The sequence below is a fragment of the Mycolicibacterium sarraceniae genome (assembly GCF_010731875.1).
Classification (GTDB): domain Bacteria; phylum Actinomycetota; class Actinomycetes; order Mycobacteriales; family Mycobacteriaceae; genus Mycobacterium; species Mycobacterium sarraceniae.
In genome coordinates, this window is record NZ_AP022595.1 from 4683466 (window position 1) to 4701519 (window position 18054).

An 18054-nucleotide genomic window follows, 5' to 3' on the forward strand; every position below is an offset into this window, starting at 1 on the left:
GAATGTCTGACCTGGTCCTTTACGAGGTCATCGATCGCGTCGCGCTGATCACCGTCAACGACCCCGATCGGCGCAACGCCGTCACCGACGCCATGTCGCAGCAGTTGCGCGCGGCCGTCGAGGCTGCCGAAGCCGAGGCCACTGCCGTCGTCATCACGGGCGCGGGCAAAGCCTTCTGCGCAGGCGCTGACCTGTCCGCCCTCGGTGCCGCCGCTAAGGAAGGGCTCGAACGGATCTACGCCGGCTTCATGGCGGTGGGCCGCTGCGCCCTGCCGACCGTCGCGGCGGTCAACGGTGCCGCCGTGGGTGCCGGACTGAACCTGGCTCTGGCGGCCGATGTCCGGATCGCCGGGCCGCACGCGCTCTTCGATCCGCGGTTCCAGAAGCTCGGCATCCATCCCGGCGGCGGCGCCACCTGGATGCTGCAGCGCGCGGTCGGTCCGCAGGTGGCCCGAGCGGCCCTGTTGTTCGGCATGCGCTTCGATGCCGAGGCGGCCGTACGGCACGGGCTCGCGCTGGCCGTCGCTGAGGATCCCGTCGCCGCCGCGCTGGAACTGGCAGCGGGACCGGCAGCCGCCCCACGCGAGGTCGTCCTTGCCACCAAGGCCTCGATGCGGGCGACCGCCATCCCCGGGTTCCTGGACACCGATCACCACGAGGCGGCCAAGGACATCGAGCTCGGCCCGCAAGCCACCTCGATCGAATCGCCGGAATTCAAGGCCCGGCTGGCCGCCGCACAACGCCGCTGAACTGGATCATTGCATTAGGCAGGTAAATGCCTGCACGATCAGATCGTGGACGCAGACGCGGTCTTCAAAGCGCTGGCCGACCCTGGCCGGCGGCGCTTGCTGGACATGCTTCGCGAGCGTGCGGGACTGACGCACTGACGCACTGACGCCGAGCGTGCAGGTTGTTGGCGTTCGGAGACTGGTTGGTCGACAAGAGGCTGCACGCACGACGGTACTGGGGATAGCCGCATTCGTCTGACGCCCGGTTCGGCAACGGTATTGGCGTGGACGACCAGCCGTTCCTCGGGAGACAGGCCTTGGGCAACGGCCTCGTCACCGACTACCAGCTGCGCACCCACTATCGCGCGGTGTACCGCAACGTGTACCTGGCCAATGACTTGCCGTTGACAGCGCTACGCCGCGCTCGGGCGGCCTGGTTATTCGCCGGCCCGGAGGTTGTGCTGGCCGGACTGTCGGCGGCCGCGATCCATGGCACAAAATGGTTGAGCGGGACCGCGCCCGCGGAGATTATCCGCGTCAACCGGCACACTCCATCGGGCCTGCTCGCGCATTCGGATGAGGTCGCCGACCACGACGTCTGTGTTCGGCGGGGTATGCGGGTCACTACCGCTGCGCGTACCGCATTCGACATCGGACGCCGGCTTAGGACGCACGAAGCCGTGCCGTTGCTCGATGCGCTGATGAACGCCACAGGACTCAAGCCCGCCGGCATCCTGGCCATCGCCGACGCGAACCCGGGTGTGCGGGGCGTCCGTCGCCTCCGCGCAGCACTGAAGCTGGCCGACGGCGGGGCTGAATCGCCGCGCGAAACGACGCTTCGCCTGCTTCTCGTCAGTGCCGGCTTGCCGCCGCCGGAGACGCAGATCGAGTTCTACGACGACTACGGCGACGCGATGATCCGCGTCGACATGGGTTGGCGGAGATGGAAGGTCGCGGTCGAATACGACGGCGTGCAGCACTGGGCTGACGGCAGACAGCGGGCCTGGGACATCGACCGCATCGCGATTCTGGATTCATTGGGGTGGGTGGTGATTCGGGTGAGCGCCGACATGCTCGGGCGGCCCGAGGTCATCATCCGGCGAGGGACGGCCAAACTGCGCGCCGCCGGCTGCCCGCTGTGACGTCGAGCGTGCAGGTTGTTGGTGCTGAATCGACCGAGACTCAACGAAAACCCGCACGCTCGGCATCAAGGTCCCTGCGTCAGCCAGACCAAACCGCCCAATGTGCTGTCGGATCCCGACCACAATGCAGCGTTGCTCGCGACCCAGTTGCAGAGCGCAGAGTACTTCCAGCTGGGCGACGACGAGGCGCTGGTGATCACGATCAACCCGGGTAAAGCACGGTATCTCAACGTTCCGGCTCGATCCGGTACCGCCTTCGTGACCCCGGATGAGCGGGCAGCGCAGATCGCCACACGTCAACTGGGATACAACAGCCCTACCCGCAGGCCTGAGCGAAATCAGAGGTCCAGTAGTGCCGTCTCGGGTGCCTCGATCAACCCGCGCAGATCGGTCAAGAACGCCGCTGCCTGCGCGCCATCGGCGATGCGATGGTCGAACGCACACGTCAGCGTCATCGTCGGCCGAGCCATCACCGCGTCGCCGACCACCACAGCACGTGGCTTCAGCGAGCCCATGCCGAGGATCGCGGCTTCGGGATAGTTGATCACCGGGACACCGTCATCGAGTCCCAGCGCCCCAAAATTCGACACCGTGAACGTCGACCCGCTCAACTGACCGGGCGCCAGTGTGCCCGCCCTGGCGCGTATCACCACATCGTCGACGGCTACTGCCAGCCGCCGGGTGGAACACTGACTGGTGTCGATGACGGGGACTACCAGACCACGCTCGGTTGCCACCGCGACGCCGAGCCGCACGTCGGGATGCAGCCGAATCTCCGGTCCGGCCTCGGATTCCACCCAGGTTGCGTTGAGCATCGGATGGCGCCCGAGCGCGATAACCAGCAGCCGCAACGTCAGGACGAAGGGCGTCACATCCAGCGTGTCCCGAAGCCGCAACAGCGCCGAGCATTCCACCTGCACGCTGGCGTGCGCATCCGGAATCTGGCTGCGCGACAGCGCCATATGGGTGGCCATCCGGGCGTGAACACCGCGCACCGGAACGGTTTTTGACGACGCGCCCGCCGCGTGCAGCACATCGTCGCGGGTGATCACCCCGTCAGCACCCGAACCGGTTTGCAGCCCTTGTAGATCCACCGCGAGATCGGCCGCGAGCTTGCGCGTCTTGGGGGCCGCGCGGGCCCGCCGGCTGCGATCCATACCGTTGTCGATGCCGTAGCCCACCAGCACCGGGGTGCGCTCGTCGGTGTCGATACGCACCAACAGTGTGCCCACCGCGAGGGTTTCATCTTCGGCGCCGCCGAGCTCGACGATCCGCCCCGCGTACGGGCTGGGAATCTCGACCTCGGCCTTGTTGGTCTCAACCGTGCACAGTGTCTGGTTGAGCTCGACAAGGTCACCCACTGCGACAGCCCAGCTGGTGATAGTGGCGTCCTCCAAGCCTTCACCGAGGTCCGGGACCAGGAAGTCACTCATGGCCGCTGCATCGCTTTCGCGACGCAGTCGAGCAGCCGGTCGACTCCCGGCAGCCAAAGCTTCTCCAGCCGGGCCGGTGGGTAGGGCGTGTCGAATCCGGTGGCGCGCCGCACCGGTGACTCGAGGTCGTAGAACAGTTCCTCGGAGATCCGGGCCGCCAACTCGGCGCCGAAGCCGAGCGTTCGCGGGCCCTCGTGCATCACCACCGCCCGGCCGGTTTTGCGAACCGACTCCGCGACGGTGTCGAAGTCCAGGGGGCTCAGCGAACGTAGATCGATGACTTCCAGGCTCCAGTTCGCGATTTCGGCTGCGTTCAGCGCCGCGCCGACCAGCCCACCATAGGTGATCACCGTGACGTCATCGCCGCCGCGCCGTACCGCGGCCTTGCCAATCGGCGGGCCCGGCACGGTGAGGTCGACAGCCTCGCGGGCCCAGTAGCGTCGCTTGGGTTCCAGGTAGATCACCGGATCGCGGCTGGCAATCGCGTGCCGGAGCAGCCAGTAGGAATCCGAAGGCGTCGAGGGGACAACGACTTTCAGCCCGGCGGTGTGCACCCAATAGGATTCGGTGGATTCCGAGTGGTGCTCCACTGCGCCGATGCCGCCGAATGAGGGAATCCTGACCGTGACGGGCATGCCGACCCGGCCCCGCGTGCGCATCCGGTACTTGGCGAGGTGGCTGACCACCTGATCGAACGCCGGGTAGGAGAAGCCGTCGAATTGGATTTCCGGAACCGGGACGAAACCGCGAATCGCCAGGCCCACCGAAATGCCGATGATGGCCGATTCTGCCAGCGGGGTGTCGAAACACCTTTGCTCACCGAATGTTTCGGCCAAACCCTCGGTGATCCTGAACACCCCGCCCAGGGCGGCGACGTCTTCGCCGAACACCAGCACCCGCTCGTCACCGGCCATCGCATCATGCAGGGCACGGTTGATCGCCTGCGCCATCGTGAGGGTGGTGACGCTGGGCAACTCGGTCAGGATCGGGCCGTCGGGCTCCGGGGTGCCGTCACCGCGCAACGGCGGCCGGTCGATGATCTGCGTCATCTCATGCCTCCCATGCCAATTCGGCGCGCAACTGCGCCCGCTGAGCCGACAACTCCGGCGTGATCTCGGCGTAGACGTGGTCGAACAGCTCACCCACATCCGCGTCGGGGGCGCCGACAACGGCGTCGCGAAGCTCGGCCCGCAGCCGAACCGAGCGGGCTCGCACCCGCGTGTCCACTCGTTGGGTGAGGACACCGATGTCCCGTAAATAGGTGCGATAGCGGCTAATCGGATCGCGTGCCGACCACTCGGCCAATTCGGCCGCACCCCGGTACCTGGTGGCATCATCAGAGGTGGTGTGCGGTTCCATCCGATAAGTGACCGCCTCGATGAGGGTGGGACCGTCACCGGCCCGCGCGCGTTCGGCAGCTTTGGCCATCACCGCATAGCAGGCCAGGATATCGTTGCCGTCCACCCTGATTCCCGGCATCCCGTAGCCGACCGCCCGGTGGGCGATGGTGGGCGCAGCGTACTGGCGGCTCGCCGGCACGGAGATCGCCCACTGATTGTTCTGGACGTAGAAAACACAGGGCGCCTTCTCGACAGCGGCCAGGTTCATCGCCTCGTGCGAATCGCCTTCGCTGGTCGCGCCGTCACCGAGGAAGGCCACCGTGAGTGAATCCTCGCCCAGCCGTTGGGCAGCCATCGCCGCGCCGACGGCGTGCAGGGTGTGGGTGGCGATGGGAATGGCGATGGGTGCGCAGCATTTACTGGTGAAATCCAGCCCCCCGTGCCAGGCGCCGCGCCAGACGGCGGCTACGTGCGCGGGGGCGATGCGGCGGACCAGGAAGACCCCGAGTTCGCGGAATTGGGGGAACAGCCAGTCCGTCTTGCGCAGGCAGGCCGCCGCACCGATCTGCGCGGCTTCCTGACCGCGGCACGAGGCGTAGAGCGCCAGCTCACCTTGGCGTTGCAGATTGACGAACTCAGCGTCGAGATCGCGCGTGATGACGAGGTTCTCGTAGAGCCAGACGAGGGTTTCCGGTGGGAGGTCGCGACGATATCGGGATTCCGGAGTCGCGCGTCCGTCCGGTGCGATGAGTTGAATCGGCTGATCCATAACCGCCTCCTCTGCCGGTGCAGAGGCGGTCGGAGCAAACCTGTTGTGGCAGGCTCCAGCTAGTGGCCGGGGTCGGGCGCTAGCTGGACAATGCGCTCTGCTCGCCGAAGCACCGGGGCATCCACCATTATGCCTTCGAATTGGAAGACACCGCGTTCATCCCGGGCCGCCTCAAGCACGTGTCGCGCCCAACCTACCTGTTCAGCGCTGGGAAGGTAGCCCTCCCTAATCACCGCGATCTGGCTAGGGTGGATGGCCACTTTGGCATCGAAACCGACGGCGACCGCGTCATCCACCTCGCCGCGCAGGCCGTCCAGATTCTTGATGTCGAGGTACACCGAATCCAAGGCGAGCCGGCCGTAGGCCTTGGCGGCCAGCAAGCTCTGAGACCGCACATGTCGTGCCACCTCGCGGTAGGAACCGTCGGGATAGCGATTGGCGGTGCCGCCGAGAACGGCGAACAAGTCCTCGGCACCCCACATCACCGCGAGTGCATTGGCGGCCTGGGTGGAGTCGACGACATTGAGCGCGCCCACCGGGGTTTCGATCAGCACCACGACATCCAGCGGCGCCAGGGCCGCGACCTGCGCACCGGATTCGGTCTTGGCCAGCATCACGGTGGTGTATGGCGTGCGGGCCAGGGCTTCGAGGTCCAGCGGATGATCGGGCGTGGTCGACGGGTTGACCCGCACTACCGTGCGGCCGGGATCGAGCTGGCTTGACACCAACGCCTCGCGCGCGGCCTCGCGGTCCTTGGCCGCCACTCCATCCTCAAGGTCGAGGATCACGACATCGGCTGCGGCAGCGGCCTTCTCGAATCGCTCGGGGCGATCGGCGGGGCAGAACAGCCAGGCGGGCCCTGGGTTATCGAGTGCCATCAGGCGGGCTTCTTTCGCACCATGGTCTTGCGGCTGGCGGTCGCGACAACGTCACCGTGCTGGTTGCGCGCAGTGTGCGCGAACGTGACGATGCCTTCACCCGGACGGCTCTTGGACTCGCGCTTGTCGGTGACGACGGTCTCGGCATACATCGTGTCGCCGTGGAAAAGCGGTTTAGGGAAGGCGATGTCGGCGAAGCCGAGATTGCCGACGATGGTGCCCTGCGTCAGCTGCGCCACCGACAGGCCTACCAGAGTGGACAGGGTAAACATCGAGTTCACCAGCCGCTGGTTGAACGGCGGCAGCGCGTCGGAAAACGCGGCATCCAGATGCAGCGCCTGGGTGTTCATCGTCAAGGTGGTGAAGAAGACGTTGTCGGCCTCGGTGATCGTGCGACCGGGCGCGTGTACGTACCGCACGCCGATCTCGAACTCCTCGAACCACAAGCCGCGCTGGACGACGACCTTCTCCTCGGAGGGCTCGCTCACTTACAGTCCCATCTGCCGGGCGATGATCATCAGCTGCACTTCGGTTGTCCCTTCCCCGATCTCGAGGATCTTGCTGTCCCGGTAGTGCCGGGCCACGGTGTACTCGTTCATGAAACCGTAGCCACCGTGGATCTGGGTGGCGTCGCGGGCATTGTCCATGGCAGCCTCGCTGGCGACCATCTTGGCGATCGCTGCCTCTTTCTTGAACGGCTTGCCGGCGAGCATCAGGGCGGCCGCGTCGTAATAGGCGGTGCGGGCCGCGTGTGCACGAGCCTCCATCCGGGCGATCTTGAACTCGATCGCCTGGAACTTCCCGATCGGCTGGCCGAATGCGGCACGCTCGGCGGCGTACTTCACGCTTTCATCAACACAACCCTGTGCCGCACCCACCGAGAGCGCCGCGATCGCGATCCGGCCCTCGTCGAGGATCCGCAGGAAGTTGGCGTACCCGCGGCCACGCTCGCCCAGGAGATTCTCCTCGGGCACCCGCACGTCGTCGAAGCTGAGCGGGTGGGTGTCTGAGGCGTTCCAGCCGACCTTGTCGTAGGCGGGCTCGGCGGTGAAGCCGGGAGTCGGGACCGGCACCAGGATCGAGGAGATCTCCCGGTTGTCACCGGTGCCTCCGGTCACCGCGGTGACGGTGACCAGCCGGGTGATGTCGGTGCCCGAGTTGGTGATGAACTGCTTGTTGCCATTAATAACCCAGCTCGACCCATCCAACTGCGCGGTGGTCTTCGTGGCGCCCGCATCGGTGCCACCCCCGGCCTCGGTGAGGCCGAATGCCCCGAGCGCCTGACCGCTGGTCAGCTGTGGCAGCCATTCCTGCTTCTGCGCCTCGTTGCCGAACCGGTACACCGGCATGGCACCCAGCGAGACACCGGCCTCGAGGGTGATCGCCACACTCTGGTCGACCTTGCCGAGCTCTTCCAGCGCCAGGCACAGGGCGAAGTAATCGCCGCCCATGCCGCCGTACTCCTCCGGGAACGGTAGGCCGAACAGCCCCATCTCGGCCATCCCCGCGACGACCTCGTACGGGAAGGTGTGCTGCTTATCGTGTTCGGCGGCCACCGGAGCGACAACGGTGCGCGCGAAATCGCGGACCGTCTTGGCGAGTTGCGCGTATTCGTCGGGAAGTGTTCCCGTAGAGAGGTAGTCAGTCATCACTGTGCTTTCTTCTCTGTGCTTGCGGTGACCTTCGCCAGCAGCTGTCCCACCTTGACCTGGTCGCCGACGGCGACATGTAGTTCGACCACCCCGTCGACCGGCGCGGTGAGCGAGTGCTCCATCTTCATCGCCTCGACGGCGACCACCACGGCGCCTGCCGTGACCTCGTCACCGCTCGAAACACCCACCGCCACAACAGAGCCCGGCATCGGGCTGAAGAGCTCGGCGTCGCCGCCGACTTCGTCATCGAGGCGCACCGCCGCTTCGCGGACCTCGTCGAGCACCACGGTCCGGCCGGCACCGGCCAGCCAGATCTGGCTGCCGTCGGCGGCCACCGTGCAGGTACTGCGAACACCATCAACAGTGACGGCGAGCTCACTGCCGGCCAACCGCGCTGACAGCGAACGGCTTTCCCCATCTTCGATGCAGACGATCGCACCATCCGGTGTTCCGATGATGTGCACATGATCGGTGCGATCACCGCCGCGTAACCGAATGGTCGTCGGCGCATGCGTACCGACCCGCCAGCCCGACGGCACATCCCACAGATCGGGCGACCCGGTCGGCCAGCGCTGCAGCCAGCGGTAGGCGGCTGCTGCGATGAACGCCTGGTCACACGCTGGCTCGCCGGTGAACGCCGTGCGATCGATCAGGCCGGTGTCGAGCCGACCCGCGACCACATCCTCGTTGGCCAGCAGGAAACGCAGGAATTCGATGTTGGTGCCGACGCCCAGCACCGCGGTGTGTGACAGCGCACGGTCGAGTGCGCGCAAAGCGGCGGCGCGGTCGGCACCGTAGGCGATCACCTTCGAGAGCATCGGGTCGTAATCGCTCCCGACTGTCATCCCTTGCGCCAGGCCCGAATCCACCCGGATGCCCTCGCCGGACGGCTCCAACAACCCCAACACCGGACCGCCGGTGGGCAGAAAGCCCGCGGCCGGATCCTCGGCGTACACGCGGGCTTCGATCGCGTGCCCGACCATCGCGATGTCGTCCTGGGCGATCGGCAACCTCTCCCCCGCCGCGACGCGTACTTGCCACTCGACGAGGTCGTGACCGGTGACCAGCTCGGTGACCGGGTGCTCGACCTGCAGGCGGGTGTTCATCTCCATAAAGAAGAACTCGTCGGGCCGGTCGGCGGAGACGATGAACTCGACGGTGCCCGCGCCCACGTAGTCGACGCTGCGGGCGGTGTCGCAGGCCGCCGCACCGATTCGGGCGCGGGTATCGGGATCCAGCAGCGGTGACGGCGCTTCCTCGATGACCTTCTGGTGGCGGCGCTGCAGACTGCACTCGCGTTCGCCGAAATGCAGGACCGTTCCCTGGCTGTCGGCGAGCACCTGGACCTCGATATGCCTGGGCCGCAGGACGAACCGTTCGAGGAAGAGGGTGTCATCGCCGAATGCCGCGCCGGATTCGCGCCGCGCTACAGCCAGTGCCGCGGGAAGTTCGGCGGCGTCATCGACACGGCGCATCCCCTTACCGCCGCCACCCGCCGATGGTTTGACCAGGATCGGGAAACCGATGTCGCCGGCCGCCTCGATCAGGTCGGCGTCGGTCAGCCCGGGCCGGGCAATCCCCGGCACCACCGGAACCCCGAATGCCGACACCGCGGCCTTGGCGGCGATCTTGTCGCCCATCGTGCGGATGGCACCCGACGTCGGGCCGATGAACGCCACCCCCGCGCATTCCAGGGCAGCGGCGAAATCGGATTTCTCCGAAAGGAATCCGTAGCCGGGATGGACGGCTTGGGCACCGGTGCGCAGCGCGGCGTTCACGACGGCGTCGATATCCAGGTAACTCTGCCGGGCCGGCGGGGGCCCGATGCGCACCGCGACATCGGCCTCGGTGACGTGGCGAGCGCCGGCATCGGCGTCGCTGAAAACGGCAACCGAGCGAATTCCCATGGCCCTCAGCGTGCGGATGACGCGCACGGCGATCTCACCGCGATTGGCGACCAAGACAGTGGTAAACATCGTCACATCCTGAAGACGCCGTAGGACATGGGCTCGACGGGCGCGTTGGCTGTCACCGAAAGCGCGAGTCCCAGAACAGTTCTGGTGTCGGCGGGATCGATGACGCCGTCGTCCCACAGCCGTGCGGTCGAGTAGTACGGATTGCCCTGATGTTCGTACTGGGCCCGAATCGGCGCCTTGAAAGCGTCGGATTCTTCGGGCGTCATCTCGCCGCGCACGGTGGCCAGCACCGAGGCCGCCTGCTCACCGCCCATGACAGAGATCCTGGCGTTGGGCCACATCCACAGGAACCGTGGCGAATAGGCCCGCCCGCACATCGAGTAGTTGCCCGCACCGTACGAGCCGCCGATCACGACGGTCAGCTTGGGCACGCGGGCGCACGCCACCGCGGTCACCATCTTGGCGCCGTGCTTGGCGATCCCGCCGGCCTCGTAGTCGCGGCCGACCATGAAGCCGGTGATGTTCTGCAGGAACAGCAGCGGCACCGTCCGCTTATCGCACAGTTCGATGAAATGCGCTCCCTTGAGCGCGGATTCACCGAACAGCACACCGTTATTGGCGACGATCCCGACCGGGTGGCCGTGAATGTGGGCGAATCCGGTGACCAGGGTGGTCCCGTATTCAGCTTTGAACTCACTGAATTCGCCGCCATCGACGATGCGGGTGATCACCTCGCGCACGTCATAGGGCACCCGGGCGTCGACCGGGACGACGTCGTAGAGCTCATGCTGATCGGCGATCGCCTGGCCGTCAGAGCGGACGTCCCACGGCCGCGGTTCCCGCGGGCCCAGCGTGCCGACGATCCGGCGCACGATGCGCAGCGCGTCACGGTCGTCGTGGGCCAGATGGTCGGTGACACCGGAGGTCTTGGAATGCAGGTCGCCACCGCCGAGCTCCTCGGCGGTCACCACCTCGCCGGTGGCCGCTTTCACCAGCGGCGGGCCGCCCAGGAAGATCGTGCCCTGGTTGCGCACGATGATGGCCTCATCGCTCATCGCCGGCACGTAGGCGCCACCGGCGGTGCAGGACCCCAACACCGCGGCGATCTGTGGGATGCCGGCCGCGCTCATGGTGGCCTGGTTGTAGAAGATGCGGCCGAAATGGTCGCGATCAGGGAACACCTCGTCTTGACGGGGCAGGAACGCACCACCGGAGTCGACGAGGTAGAGGCAGGGAAGCCGGTTCTGCCACGCGATTTCCTGGGCGCGCAGGTGCTTTTTGACCGTCACCGGATAGTAGGTGCCGCCTTTGACCGTCGCGTCGTTGGCGACAATCATGCACTCCCGCCCCGAGACCCGGCCGATGCCGGTGATGATCCCGGCGGCCGGACATTCGTCGTCGTACATGCCGTCGGCGGCCAACGGGGCGACCTCCAGCAGCGCACTGCCAGGGTCCAGCAGTCCGTCGACCCGGTCGCGCGGCAGTAGCTTGCCGCGTGCGACATGTCGGTCGCGTGCACGCTCCGGGCCACCGAGCGCTGCCGCGGCGAGTTTGCCGCGCAGCTGATCGACAAGCTCCAGATGCGCCTCACGGTTGGCAGCCGCTGATGTCATCGGCGATGTCCCGTCGGATTGAGTTAATGACGACTAACTCGTGTTACGTTAGTGAAGATTAACCGAAACGTCCAGAGGTCTTGCTGGAGGGCCCCATCGAAACCCCCACCCGCCGAAGCAGGCAGAAATCGGATCGCCGATCTGCCCTGTTGTCGGCCGCGGAGCGGCTAATGGCGGACAAGGGCTTCCAGGCCGTTCGGCTCGAGGACATCGGCGCCGCCGCGGGGGTCAGCGGCCCGGCGATCTACCGGCACTTCCCAAATAAGGAAGCACTGCTGGTCGAGCTGCTGGTCGGTATCAGCACCCGCCTGCTCGCCGGCGCCCGCATCGTGGTCAGTGAGGCCGATGAGCCGGTCGCAGCGCTGGCCGGGTTGATCGAGTTTCATCTCGACTTCGCCCTCGGCGAGTCGGATCTCATCCGCATCCAGGACCGCGACCTCGCGCACCTGCCGCTGTCGGCACAGCGTCAGGTCCGGCGCGCACAGCGCAGCTACGTGGAGATCTGGGTCGACGTACAACGCCAGGTGCATCCCGAGCTCGACGAGGATGATGCGCGGTTGATGGCGCACGCGGTGTTCGGTCTGCTCAATTCGACGCCACACAGCATGAAACCCCCGGCAGCCAGGGTGGCCGACCAGGGGCGTTCACGCAATGTCTTACGGGCTATGACGATGGCGGCGTTGTCCTCGGCCGACCACCACACCCGTGGGAGCGTTGGCTAATACCAGTTTCGCCTGCCGCCGACCGGCCGTCCGACACTGCCCAGCAGCCACAGGACCGCACCGACCACGAGCAGGATGACGCCGATGGTCCACAGGATCTGAGTATTCAGAACGAACCCGAGGATGAGCAGGATTGCTCCAAGAACGATCATTGCTTCCTCCAGCTAGTTACTTGCTGAACTCTTTTCACCGCTATTGGCTGGGCTTCGGCAGGTTGCAGCTCGCCACAGTGGGGTTGACACCCGCGTAGTTGAGTGGTCCCGCCACCACCGTCAGGGCGATGGACCCCGCGGCGGCGCAGTTGGCTTCACTGTTGGAGAAATACCCGCGCTGCCAGGTAGCGAACACTCCAATCGCCAGCCAGATGATCACAATCGCACCTAGAATTCCGCGACCTCGCATGGATTTCCTCCTTGAACGTTCGCAGCAATTGGCGCACAAGGTTTTACCCGGCCGACAGTTTCCTAAACCTGACCCCCGCCAAATGCCGCAGCCAGCCAGTCAGCAACGGCGCGGCATGGTTTTCACTCTTGACGATTTCGTGTCCATCGTCGCCGAAGAACAGATAACGCACCGTGCGACCGCGCTGTTGCAACGTGCCCAGATCACTCATCCCGCAGATGCTGACGCCTGCCACGAACGGGTCCGGGTGGAACGTCAACGCCACCATCGACCCGCCCACGCTGATCGACAGCTCGCTGGCGACCCGGTTGGGCAGCACGATCGGTTCGGTCAATGAGTTGTCGGCATACTCAAGTGTCTGTAACCCGCTGCAGCCGTTGATATTCCATAACAGGGCAACGCTCGACAGATCGCCACTGACCGCGAACTCGTCGAGGTCGTATCCAGGACGCTCGGCCGCAACGCGATAAGCGACCCCGTCGGGGGTGATGATCGTCGAGAATCACACCCATATCGATTGTGGAGCCGGGATCGGAAGGCGACAAAGCGATTTCGGTGAAACCCGTGCGCATGATCAGCTCGCGATAGCCGCGGGTGCCCACCCGGATCAAAGCCGAGCCGGCCCAGGCGTCCACGAGCCGGCCGCCCGAGCGGCGATCCAATACGGGCAGCTCGACATCACGGCACGAGCTGGCTCGCCAACCCCCCAGGAACCGTTGGACGGCTCGCGGGTAGCCGCCGTCGTCGACGATGCGTGCGAACGCCGTCGCATCGGGCGACAGCGATGCGCCACAGGTTGCGCGGACGTCCCGGTCCACTCCACCTCCCTTTGTTCTGTCTAAGAGTTACCCCGGTATGACGTTGCACGCGCCTCCCCGGTGGTAAACACGTCCAGAACAAACAAGGACCGGACGGGGGCTGCCGCGCGCAGGTAGCCTGGGCAACCATGAGGTGGGCATGAACGACCCGCGTCGACCAGGAGGGTCTGACCCCATGCAGGCCGGCGGCGGTTACTCGCCGAATCCCGATCCCGCCTACGCGGGTCAGTACTACGGGCCCGGCTATGGCACCCCTGGCTACGGCCAGGGTGGCACACAGCCCACCGAGCAGCTGCCGACGCACTGGCACCAGGGCGGGGGTGAACCGCCAACACCGCCGCCCGGCCCGCCCAAATCGCCGAAGTGGCTGTGGATCGCCGCGGGCGTTGCGGTTCTTCTCGTGGTCGGGTTGGTCATCGCGCTGGTGATCGTGAGCAGCTCGGCGCGGGACACGATGTTGGTAGCACCACTGCCGCCGCTGTCCGAGACGTCGTCCACAACGCCGCGGGCCACCACATCGATCCCGACGACGACACTGCCCCCACTGCCCACGACAAGCGGCACTCCCGGCACAACGACGGTGCCCGGCGGGGGCACCACCAGCCCGACAGGCACCGACACTGTTGTCTACAACGTCGCCGGTGAAGGCCGCGCCATCAACATCACCTATGTGGACACCGGCGGCATCATGCAGACCGAGTTCAACGTGATGCTGCCGTGGAGCAAGGAAGTCAGCCTACCCGCGCCGGCACGTGCGTCGGCCAGCGTCGCCGTCGTCAATGTCGGACGTGACGTGACCTGCAACGTGTCGGTCAACGGGACGCAGGTGCGGGAACGCACCGGCCGCGGCCTGACGATCTGTACCGGAGCCGGTTAGCTCTGCGCGCGGCCGTCGTTGGGCACCTTCACCATCAACATGCCCAGCAGACCCACCGCCAGCACGAGGCACAGCCCGGCCAGGCCGGCGCGGTCGGCGTGGAAGGCGTCCACGAACACGAAGAACAGCCACGGTGCCAGGAATGACGCCGCCCGCCCGGTCGTGGTGTAGAGCCCGAACGCGACCGCCTCCTTACCCTCGCTGACCATCCGCAGCAATACGGTGCGCGCCGATGTCGTCACGGGTCCGACGCAGAGCGCCAACAACAGCCCGCAGATCCAGAACACGATGGGCCCGGATCCCGACAGTAGGGTCACCCCGACCGCGATCATCGCGGTCAGCGAGACCACGATCACCGGCTTACCGCCGATCCGGTCGTCGACGGGACCCGCGAGGACCGCACCCAGGGCGGCCATCGTGCTAGCGATCACGCCGAAGATCAGCACGTTGGCTTGTGAGATGCCGTAAACGCTGACCCCGAGCACCGCACCGAACGCGAACACCCCGGCGATCCCGTCGCGGAATATCGCGCTGACGATCAGGTAGTAGACCAGGTTGCGATCGCGGCGCCATTCCGAGCGCAGGTCGGTCCAGAGTTGGCGATAGCCGCCGAGCAGACCGACGCTCGTGGGCTCGGTCTCGACCGCCGGGGTAAAGAGGCGCGCAGTGATCAGCAGCGGCAGGGCGAGGACGACGAACCATGCCGCCGCCATCAGCATCGCCGCACGCACGTTCTGCCCGTCGGCGGTGGAGACTCCGAGGAGTCCTCGCTGCGGGCCATCCCCGGCGATGAACGTGACGTAGATGAGGATCAGCAGCGCGACGCTGCCGAAGTAGCCGGCCGCCGCGCCGATCCCCGAGATGCGTCCAGACGTCTGCGGGGTGGTGAGCTGCCGCAACATCGCGTTGTAGGGCACGCTGCCCAGATCGCCACATGCCGCGGTGAACGACAGCAGCACCAGGCCCGCCGCGAAGTAGGCCGGTTCGGCCCGGATCAGGCTCATTGCCGCCGTGGCCAGCACCGCGAGGCCGGTCAGGGTGGTCAGCGCGACGCGGCGCCGGCGCGGTGCCTGGACCAGCACGCCGGTGAGCGGAGCCAGCACCGCGACGGTCAGACCGGCGATCGCCAGGGCGCGGCCCAGCCAGCTTGCCGGCGACGTGCCGCCAGATAAGTTCTGGCCGACGGTGCTGGTGAGGTACACCGAGAAGACGAAGGTCGTGACGATCGCGTTCATGCCGGTGGACCCACAGTCCCAGAGCGCCCAGGACACAACCTTCGCCCGGCCGGCGGTCTGGGCAACCGGCGGAGGGCTGGTCATGCGGCAACAATATGCTGGCAGCATGCCTGTGCCCGCGCCCGCCCCGGACAGCCGAGCCGTCGTCACTGGTGCCTCCCAGGGCATCGGTGAAGCGCTGGCCACCGAACTCGCCGCCCGCGGCCACCACCTGATCATCACCGCGCGCCGCGCAGACGTGCTGCACACGCTGGCCGCCAGGCTCACCGAGCGCTACGGCGTCATCGTCGAGGTTCGCCCGGTGGACCTTGCTGACCCCGCGGCGCGCACCGCGTTCGCCGACGAGTTAGCTGAGCGGGAGATCTCGATCCTGTGCGCAAACGCGGGTACCGCCACGTTCGGGCCGGTGGCCAAGCTGGATCCGGCTGCCGAGCGAGCCCAGGTTCAGCTCAACGTGCTCGGTGTACACGATCTGGTGCTGGCGGTGCTGCCGGGGATGCTGGCCCGCAAGGCGGGTGGGATTCTCATATCCGGATCGGCCGCCGGAAACTCGCCGATCCCGAACAACGCCACCTATGCCGCGAGCAAGGCGTTTGCCAACACCTTCAGTGAGTCATTGCGCGGCGAGGTGAAAAACTCGGGCATCCATGTCACCGTGCTGGCCCCTGGCCCGGTGCGCACGGAGCTGCCCGATGAGGCAGAGCAGTCGCTAGTGGAGCGCCTGATCCCCGACTTCTTGTGGATCAACACCGAATACACCGCGCGCATCTCGCTGGATGGCTTGGAGCGCAACAAGATGCGGATCGTGCCGGGGCTGACATCCAAGGCGATGTCGGTTGCGTCGGGGTATGCCCCGCGCGGCATTGTCACGCCGATCGTCGGCGCGGTCTACAAGAAGCTGGGCGGGGATTAGCGGCTTCATTGGCTCCGAGTGGCCACTCGATCTCCCAGCGGCTAGCGCCGCCGACGGCCCGTCCCGAAAATGCTGCGGGTGATCTCCCGGCCGATCACTGTGCCCGCTGAACGCATCGCGCTCTTGAACGCCGGGCTGTTCATCACCTGATCGAGCACACCCGGTTCGGCCTTCTCGGGCTTGGGCATGGGCGGCAGGTCGATACCGGTCGGCAGGAGCGGAGGCAGATCGACGGGCTCCTCGGGCGGCGGCGCCAACTTCGTCGCGAGCTTCTCGTAGGCGGACTCGCGATCGACGGTCTGCCCGTACTTGACGAACAGCGGACTGGCTTGGCCAGCAGCCTTGATGGCGTCGGGACCGATGGTGTCCATCAGCGACTGCGGCGGACGCATCCGCGTCCACGCCACCGGCGTCGGCGCACCACGTTCGGAGAGCACCGTGACGATCGCCTCGCCGATGCCCAGCGACGTCAAATCTGTTTCCAGGTCATAGAACTGGGTCTTGGGGTAGGTGCGCACCGTCTTGGACAGCGCCTTCTGATCGTCGGGGGTGAACGCCCGCAACGCGTGCTGGACGCGCGCACCCAACTGCGAAAGCACGTTATTGGGCACATCGGTGGGCAACTGGGTGCAGAAGAAGACGCCGACACCCTTGGACCGGATCAGTTTGACGGTCTGCTCGACCTGCTGCAGGAACGCCTTGGACGCATCGGCGAACAACAGGTGCGCCTCGTCGAAGAAGAACACCAGCTTCGGTTTGTCGATATCGCCGACCTCGGGCAGGTAAGTGAACAGGTCGGCCAGCACCCACATCAGGAACGTCGAGAACATCACCGGGCGGGCGGCCTGGTCGCCCAGTTCGAGCAGGGTGATCACCCCGCGGCCCTGCGCGTCCACACGCAACAGATCGGCCGGGTCGATCTCGGGCTCCCCGAAGAACGTCTCACCACCGTCGGCCTCGAGGTTGACCAGCGCCCGCAGGATGACCCCCGCGGTCTGCGGGGACACCCCGCCGATGGTCTTCAGCACCTCCTTGCCCTCATCGCTGGTCAGGTAGGTGATCACCGAACGCAGATCCTTCAGATCCAGCAGCGGAAGCCCCTGCTGGTCGGCCCAGTGGAAGATCAGCCCCAGGGTGGATTCCTGGGTTGCATTGAGGCCCAACACTTTCGACAGCAAGATAGGACCGAACGCCGAGATTGTCGCGCGCACCGGAACGCCGAGGCCGCCGGTGCCCAGCGACAGGAACTCGACGGGGAACGGTGCCCCGACCCAACCGTCGTCGCCGGTGTCCTTGGCCCGTTGCAGGGTCCGGTCGCTGGACTCCCCCGCCCGCGCCAGACCGGACAGGTCGCCCTTGACGTCGGCCATCATCACCGGCACCCCGGCAGCAGACAGCTGCTCAGCGATCACCTGCAGCGTCTTGGTCTTGCCCGTACCAGTGGCGCCGGCGACCAGACCGTGCCGATTCATCATGGCCATCGGGATCCTGACCTGCGCCGCCGGATCGACGACACCGCCGACGACCACAGAGCCGAGATCGAGCGCCGCACCTGTGGTCGCGTAGCCCGCAGCGATCTGCTCGGCGGGAGTCGCTGTCGATTCTGTCGTCATCGG

General features: G+C 66.4%; 17 protein-coding genes and 1 pseudogene. 5 read left to right on the plus strand and 13 right to left on the minus strand.

All coding sequences use genetic code 11. The features are described 5' to 3' along the window. Window positions 1-2 precede the first annotated feature (2 nt). Window positions 3-749: an enoyl-CoA hydratase gene (locus G6N13_RS23335; RefSeq protein WP_163701121.1), complete on the plus strand. Its 747-nt coding sequence runs from the start codon at window positions 3-5 to the stop codon at window positions 747-749. 263 nt (window positions 750-1012) lie between these two features. After that, complete coding sequence (locus tag G6N13_RS23345) at window positions 1013-1870, plus strand: DUF559 domain-containing protein (RefSeq protein WP_163701123.1); 858 nt, start codon at window positions 1013-1015, stop codon at window positions 1868-1870. A 338-nt stretch (window positions 1871-2208) separates the two neighbouring features. Here the strand turns inward: G6N13_RS23345 and G6N13_RS23350 are convergent, their stop codons facing one another. The 8 genes from G6N13_RS23350 to G6N13_RS23385 are packed head-to-tail and all read right to left on the minus strand — an operon-like array spanning window position 2209 to window position 11471. Beyond that, window positions 2209-3303 (minus strand): dihydrolipoamide acetyltransferase family protein, encoded by a 1095-nt coding sequence (locus G6N13_RS23350; RefSeq protein WP_163701125.1) that lies wholly within the window; start codon window positions 3301-3303, stop codon window positions 2209-2211. Further along, window positions 3300-4352 (minus strand): alpha-ketoacid dehydrogenase subunit beta, encoded by a 1053-nt coding sequence (locus G6N13_RS23355; protein ID WP_163701129.1) that lies wholly within the window; start codon window positions 4350-4352, stop codon window positions 3300-3302. Before G6N13_RS23355 ends, G6N13_RS23350 begins: the two co-directional genes overlap by 4 nt. A gap of 1 nt (window position 4353) precedes the next feature. Next, the gene (pdhA, locus tag G6N13_RS23360) at window positions 4354-5412 is read right to left on the minus strand and encodes a pyruvate dehydrogenase (acetyl-transferring) E1 component subunit alpha (RefSeq protein ID WP_163701132.1); all 1059 of its coding nucleotides are present in this window, start codon (window positions 5410-5412) and stop codon (window positions 4354-4356) included. 59 nt (window positions 5413-5471) lie between these two features. Further along, a complete protein-coding gene (locus tag G6N13_RS23365; RefSeq protein ID WP_163701135.1) occupies window positions 5472-6290 on the minus strand; it encodes an HpcH/HpaI aldolase/citrate lyase family protein in 819 nt (272 codons plus the stop codon). Then, the gene (locus tag G6N13_RS23370; RefSeq protein WP_163701138.1) at window positions 6290-6778 is read right to left on the minus strand and encodes a MaoC family dehydratase; all 489 of its coding nucleotides are present in this window, start codon (window positions 6776-6778) and stop codon (window positions 6290-6292) included. Before G6N13_RS23370 ends, G6N13_RS23365 begins: the two co-directional genes overlap by 1 nt. Further along, entirely contained in the window at window positions 6779-7939 is a 1161-nt protein-coding gene (locus G6N13_RS23375) for an acyl-CoA dehydrogenase family protein (RefSeq protein ID WP_163701142.1), read from the minus strand. Continuing rightward, window positions 7939-9918 carry an ATP-binding protein gene (locus G6N13_RS23380; protein ID WP_163701145.1) on the minus strand — a complete coding sequence of 660 codons (1980 nt, stop codon included), beginning with the start codon at window positions 9916-9918 and terminating at the stop codon, window positions 7939-7941. The genes G6N13_RS23375 and G6N13_RS23380 overlap by 1 nt, the downstream gene beginning before the upstream one ends. 2 nt (window positions 9919-9920) lie before the next feature. After that, a complete protein-coding gene (locus G6N13_RS23385) occupies window positions 9921-11471 on the minus strand; it encodes a carboxyl transferase domain-containing protein (protein ID WP_163701148.1) in 1551 nt (516 codons plus the stop codon). Window positions 11472-11551: 80 nt separating this feature from the next. On the opposite strand from G6N13_RS23385, the gene G6N13_RS23390 reads away from it, so the two are divergent. Further along, window positions 11552-12193, plus strand: a complete 642-nt coding sequence (locus G6N13_RS23390) for an SACE_7040 family transcriptional regulator (protein ID WP_322789286.1) — start codon at window positions 11552-11554, stop codon at window positions 12191-12193. Here the strand turns inward: G6N13_RS23390 and G6N13_RS24230 are convergent. The 3 genes and pseudogenes from G6N13_RS24230 to G6N13_RS23400 form a co-directional block, all read right to left on the minus strand. Beyond that, window positions 12190-12345 (minus strand): DUF6131 family protein, encoded by a 156-nt coding sequence (locus tag G6N13_RS24230; RefSeq protein WP_170310465.1) that lies wholly within the window; start codon window positions 12343-12345, stop codon window positions 12190-12192. The genes G6N13_RS23390 and G6N13_RS24230 overlap by 4 nt on opposite strands. A gap of 40 nt (window positions 12346-12385) precedes the next feature. Beyond that, window positions 12386-12595, minus strand: coding sequence for a hypothetical protein (locus tag G6N13_RS23395; protein ID WP_163701151.1), 210 nt, complete (start codon window positions 12593-12595; stop codon window positions 12386-12388). A gap of 253 nt (window positions 12596-12848) precedes the next feature. Beyond that, window positions 12849-13413 (minus strand): annotated as a pseudogene (locus tag G6N13_RS23400) (S9 family peptidase); the annotation flags it as partial. 139 nt (window positions 13414-13552) lie between these two features. On the opposite strand from G6N13_RS23400, the gene G6N13_RS23405 reads away from it, so the two are divergent. Next, the gene (locus tag G6N13_RS23405) at window positions 13553-14290 is read left to right on the plus strand and encodes an MmpS family transport accessory protein (protein ID WP_163701154.1); all 738 of its coding nucleotides are present in this window, start codon (window positions 13553-13555) and stop codon (window positions 14288-14290) included. Here the strand turns inward: G6N13_RS23405 and G6N13_RS23410 are convergent. After that, window positions 14287-15609 carry an MFS transporter gene (locus G6N13_RS23410; protein WP_163701155.1) on the minus strand — a complete coding sequence of 441 codons (1323 nt, stop codon included), beginning with the start codon at window positions 15607-15609 and terminating at the stop codon, window positions 14287-14289. The two genes, G6N13_RS23405 and G6N13_RS23410, sit on opposite strands and share 4 nt — an antisense overlap. A 22-nt stretch (window positions 15610-15631) precedes the next feature. On the opposite strand from G6N13_RS23410, the gene cmrA reads away from it, so the two are divergent. Continuing rightward, a complete protein-coding gene (cmrA, locus tag G6N13_RS23415) occupies window positions 15632-16438 on the plus strand; it encodes a mycolate reductase (protein ID WP_163701157.1) in 807 nt (268 codons plus the stop codon). Between the two features lie 41 nt (window positions 16439-16479). On the opposite strand, the gene G6N13_RS23420 is transcribed toward cmrA, so the two are convergent. Continuing rightward, window positions 16480-18051: a helicase HerA-like domain-containing protein gene (locus G6N13_RS23420; RefSeq protein WP_163701160.1), complete on the minus strand. Its 1572-nt coding sequence runs from the start codon at window positions 18049-18051 to the stop codon at window positions 16480-16482. Window positions 18052-18054: the final 3 nt, after the last annotated feature.

Coding starts and splice junctions, on each gene's coding strand:
- G6N13_RS23420 (WP_163701160.1), bottom strand. CDS start 18,051: ATGACGACAGAATCGACAGCGACTCCCGCCGAGCAGATCGCTGCGGGC.
- G6N13_RS23405 (WP_163701154.1), top strand. CDS start 13,553: ATGAACGACCCGCGTCGACCAGGAGGGTCTGACCCCATGCAGGCCGGC.
- cmrA (WP_163701157.1), top strand. CDS start 15,632: ATGCCTGTGCCCGCGCCCGCCCCGGACAGCCGAGCCGTCGTCACTGGT.
- G6N13_RS23365 (WP_163701135.1), bottom strand. CDS start 6,290: ATGGCACTCGATAACCCAGGGCCCGCCTGGCTGTTCTGCCCCGCCGAT.
- G6N13_RS24230 (WP_170310465.1), bottom strand. CDS start 12,345: ATGATCGTTCTTGGAGCAATCCTGCTCATCCTCGGGTTCGTTCTGAAT.
- G6N13_RS23395 (WP_163701151.1), bottom strand. CDS start 12,595: ATGCGAGGTCGCGGAATTCTAGGTGCGATTGTGATCATCTGGCTGGCG.
- G6N13_RS23380 (WP_163701145.1), bottom strand. CDS start 9,918: ATGTTTACCACTGTCTTGGTCGCCAATCGCGGTGAGATCGCCGTGCGC.
- G6N13_RS23350 (WP_163701125.1), bottom strand. CDS start 3,303: ATGAGTGACTTCCTGGTCCCGGACCTCGGTGAAGGCTTGGAGGACGCC.
- G6N13_RS23335 (WP_163701121.1), top strand. CDS start 3: ATGTCTGACCTGGTCCTTTACGAGGTCATCGATCGCGTCGCGCTGATC.
- G6N13_RS23410 (WP_163701155.1), bottom strand. CDS start 15,609: ATGACCAGCCCTCCGCCGGTTGCCCAGACCGCCGGCCGGGCGAAGGTT.
- pdhA (WP_163701132.1), bottom strand. CDS start 5,412: ATGGATCAGCCGATTCAACTCATCGCACCGGACGGACGCGCGACTCCG.
- G6N13_RS23385 (WP_163701148.1), bottom strand. CDS start 11,471: ATGACATCAGCGGCTGCCAACCGTGAGGCGCATCTGGAGCTTGTCGAT.
- G6N13_RS23375 (WP_163701142.1), bottom strand. CDS start 7,939: ATGACTGACTACCTCTCTACGGGAACACTTCCCGACGAATACGCGCAA.
- G6N13_RS23355 (WP_163701129.1), bottom strand. CDS start 4,352: ATGACGCAGATCATCGACCGGCCGCCGTTGCGCGGTGACGGCACCCCG.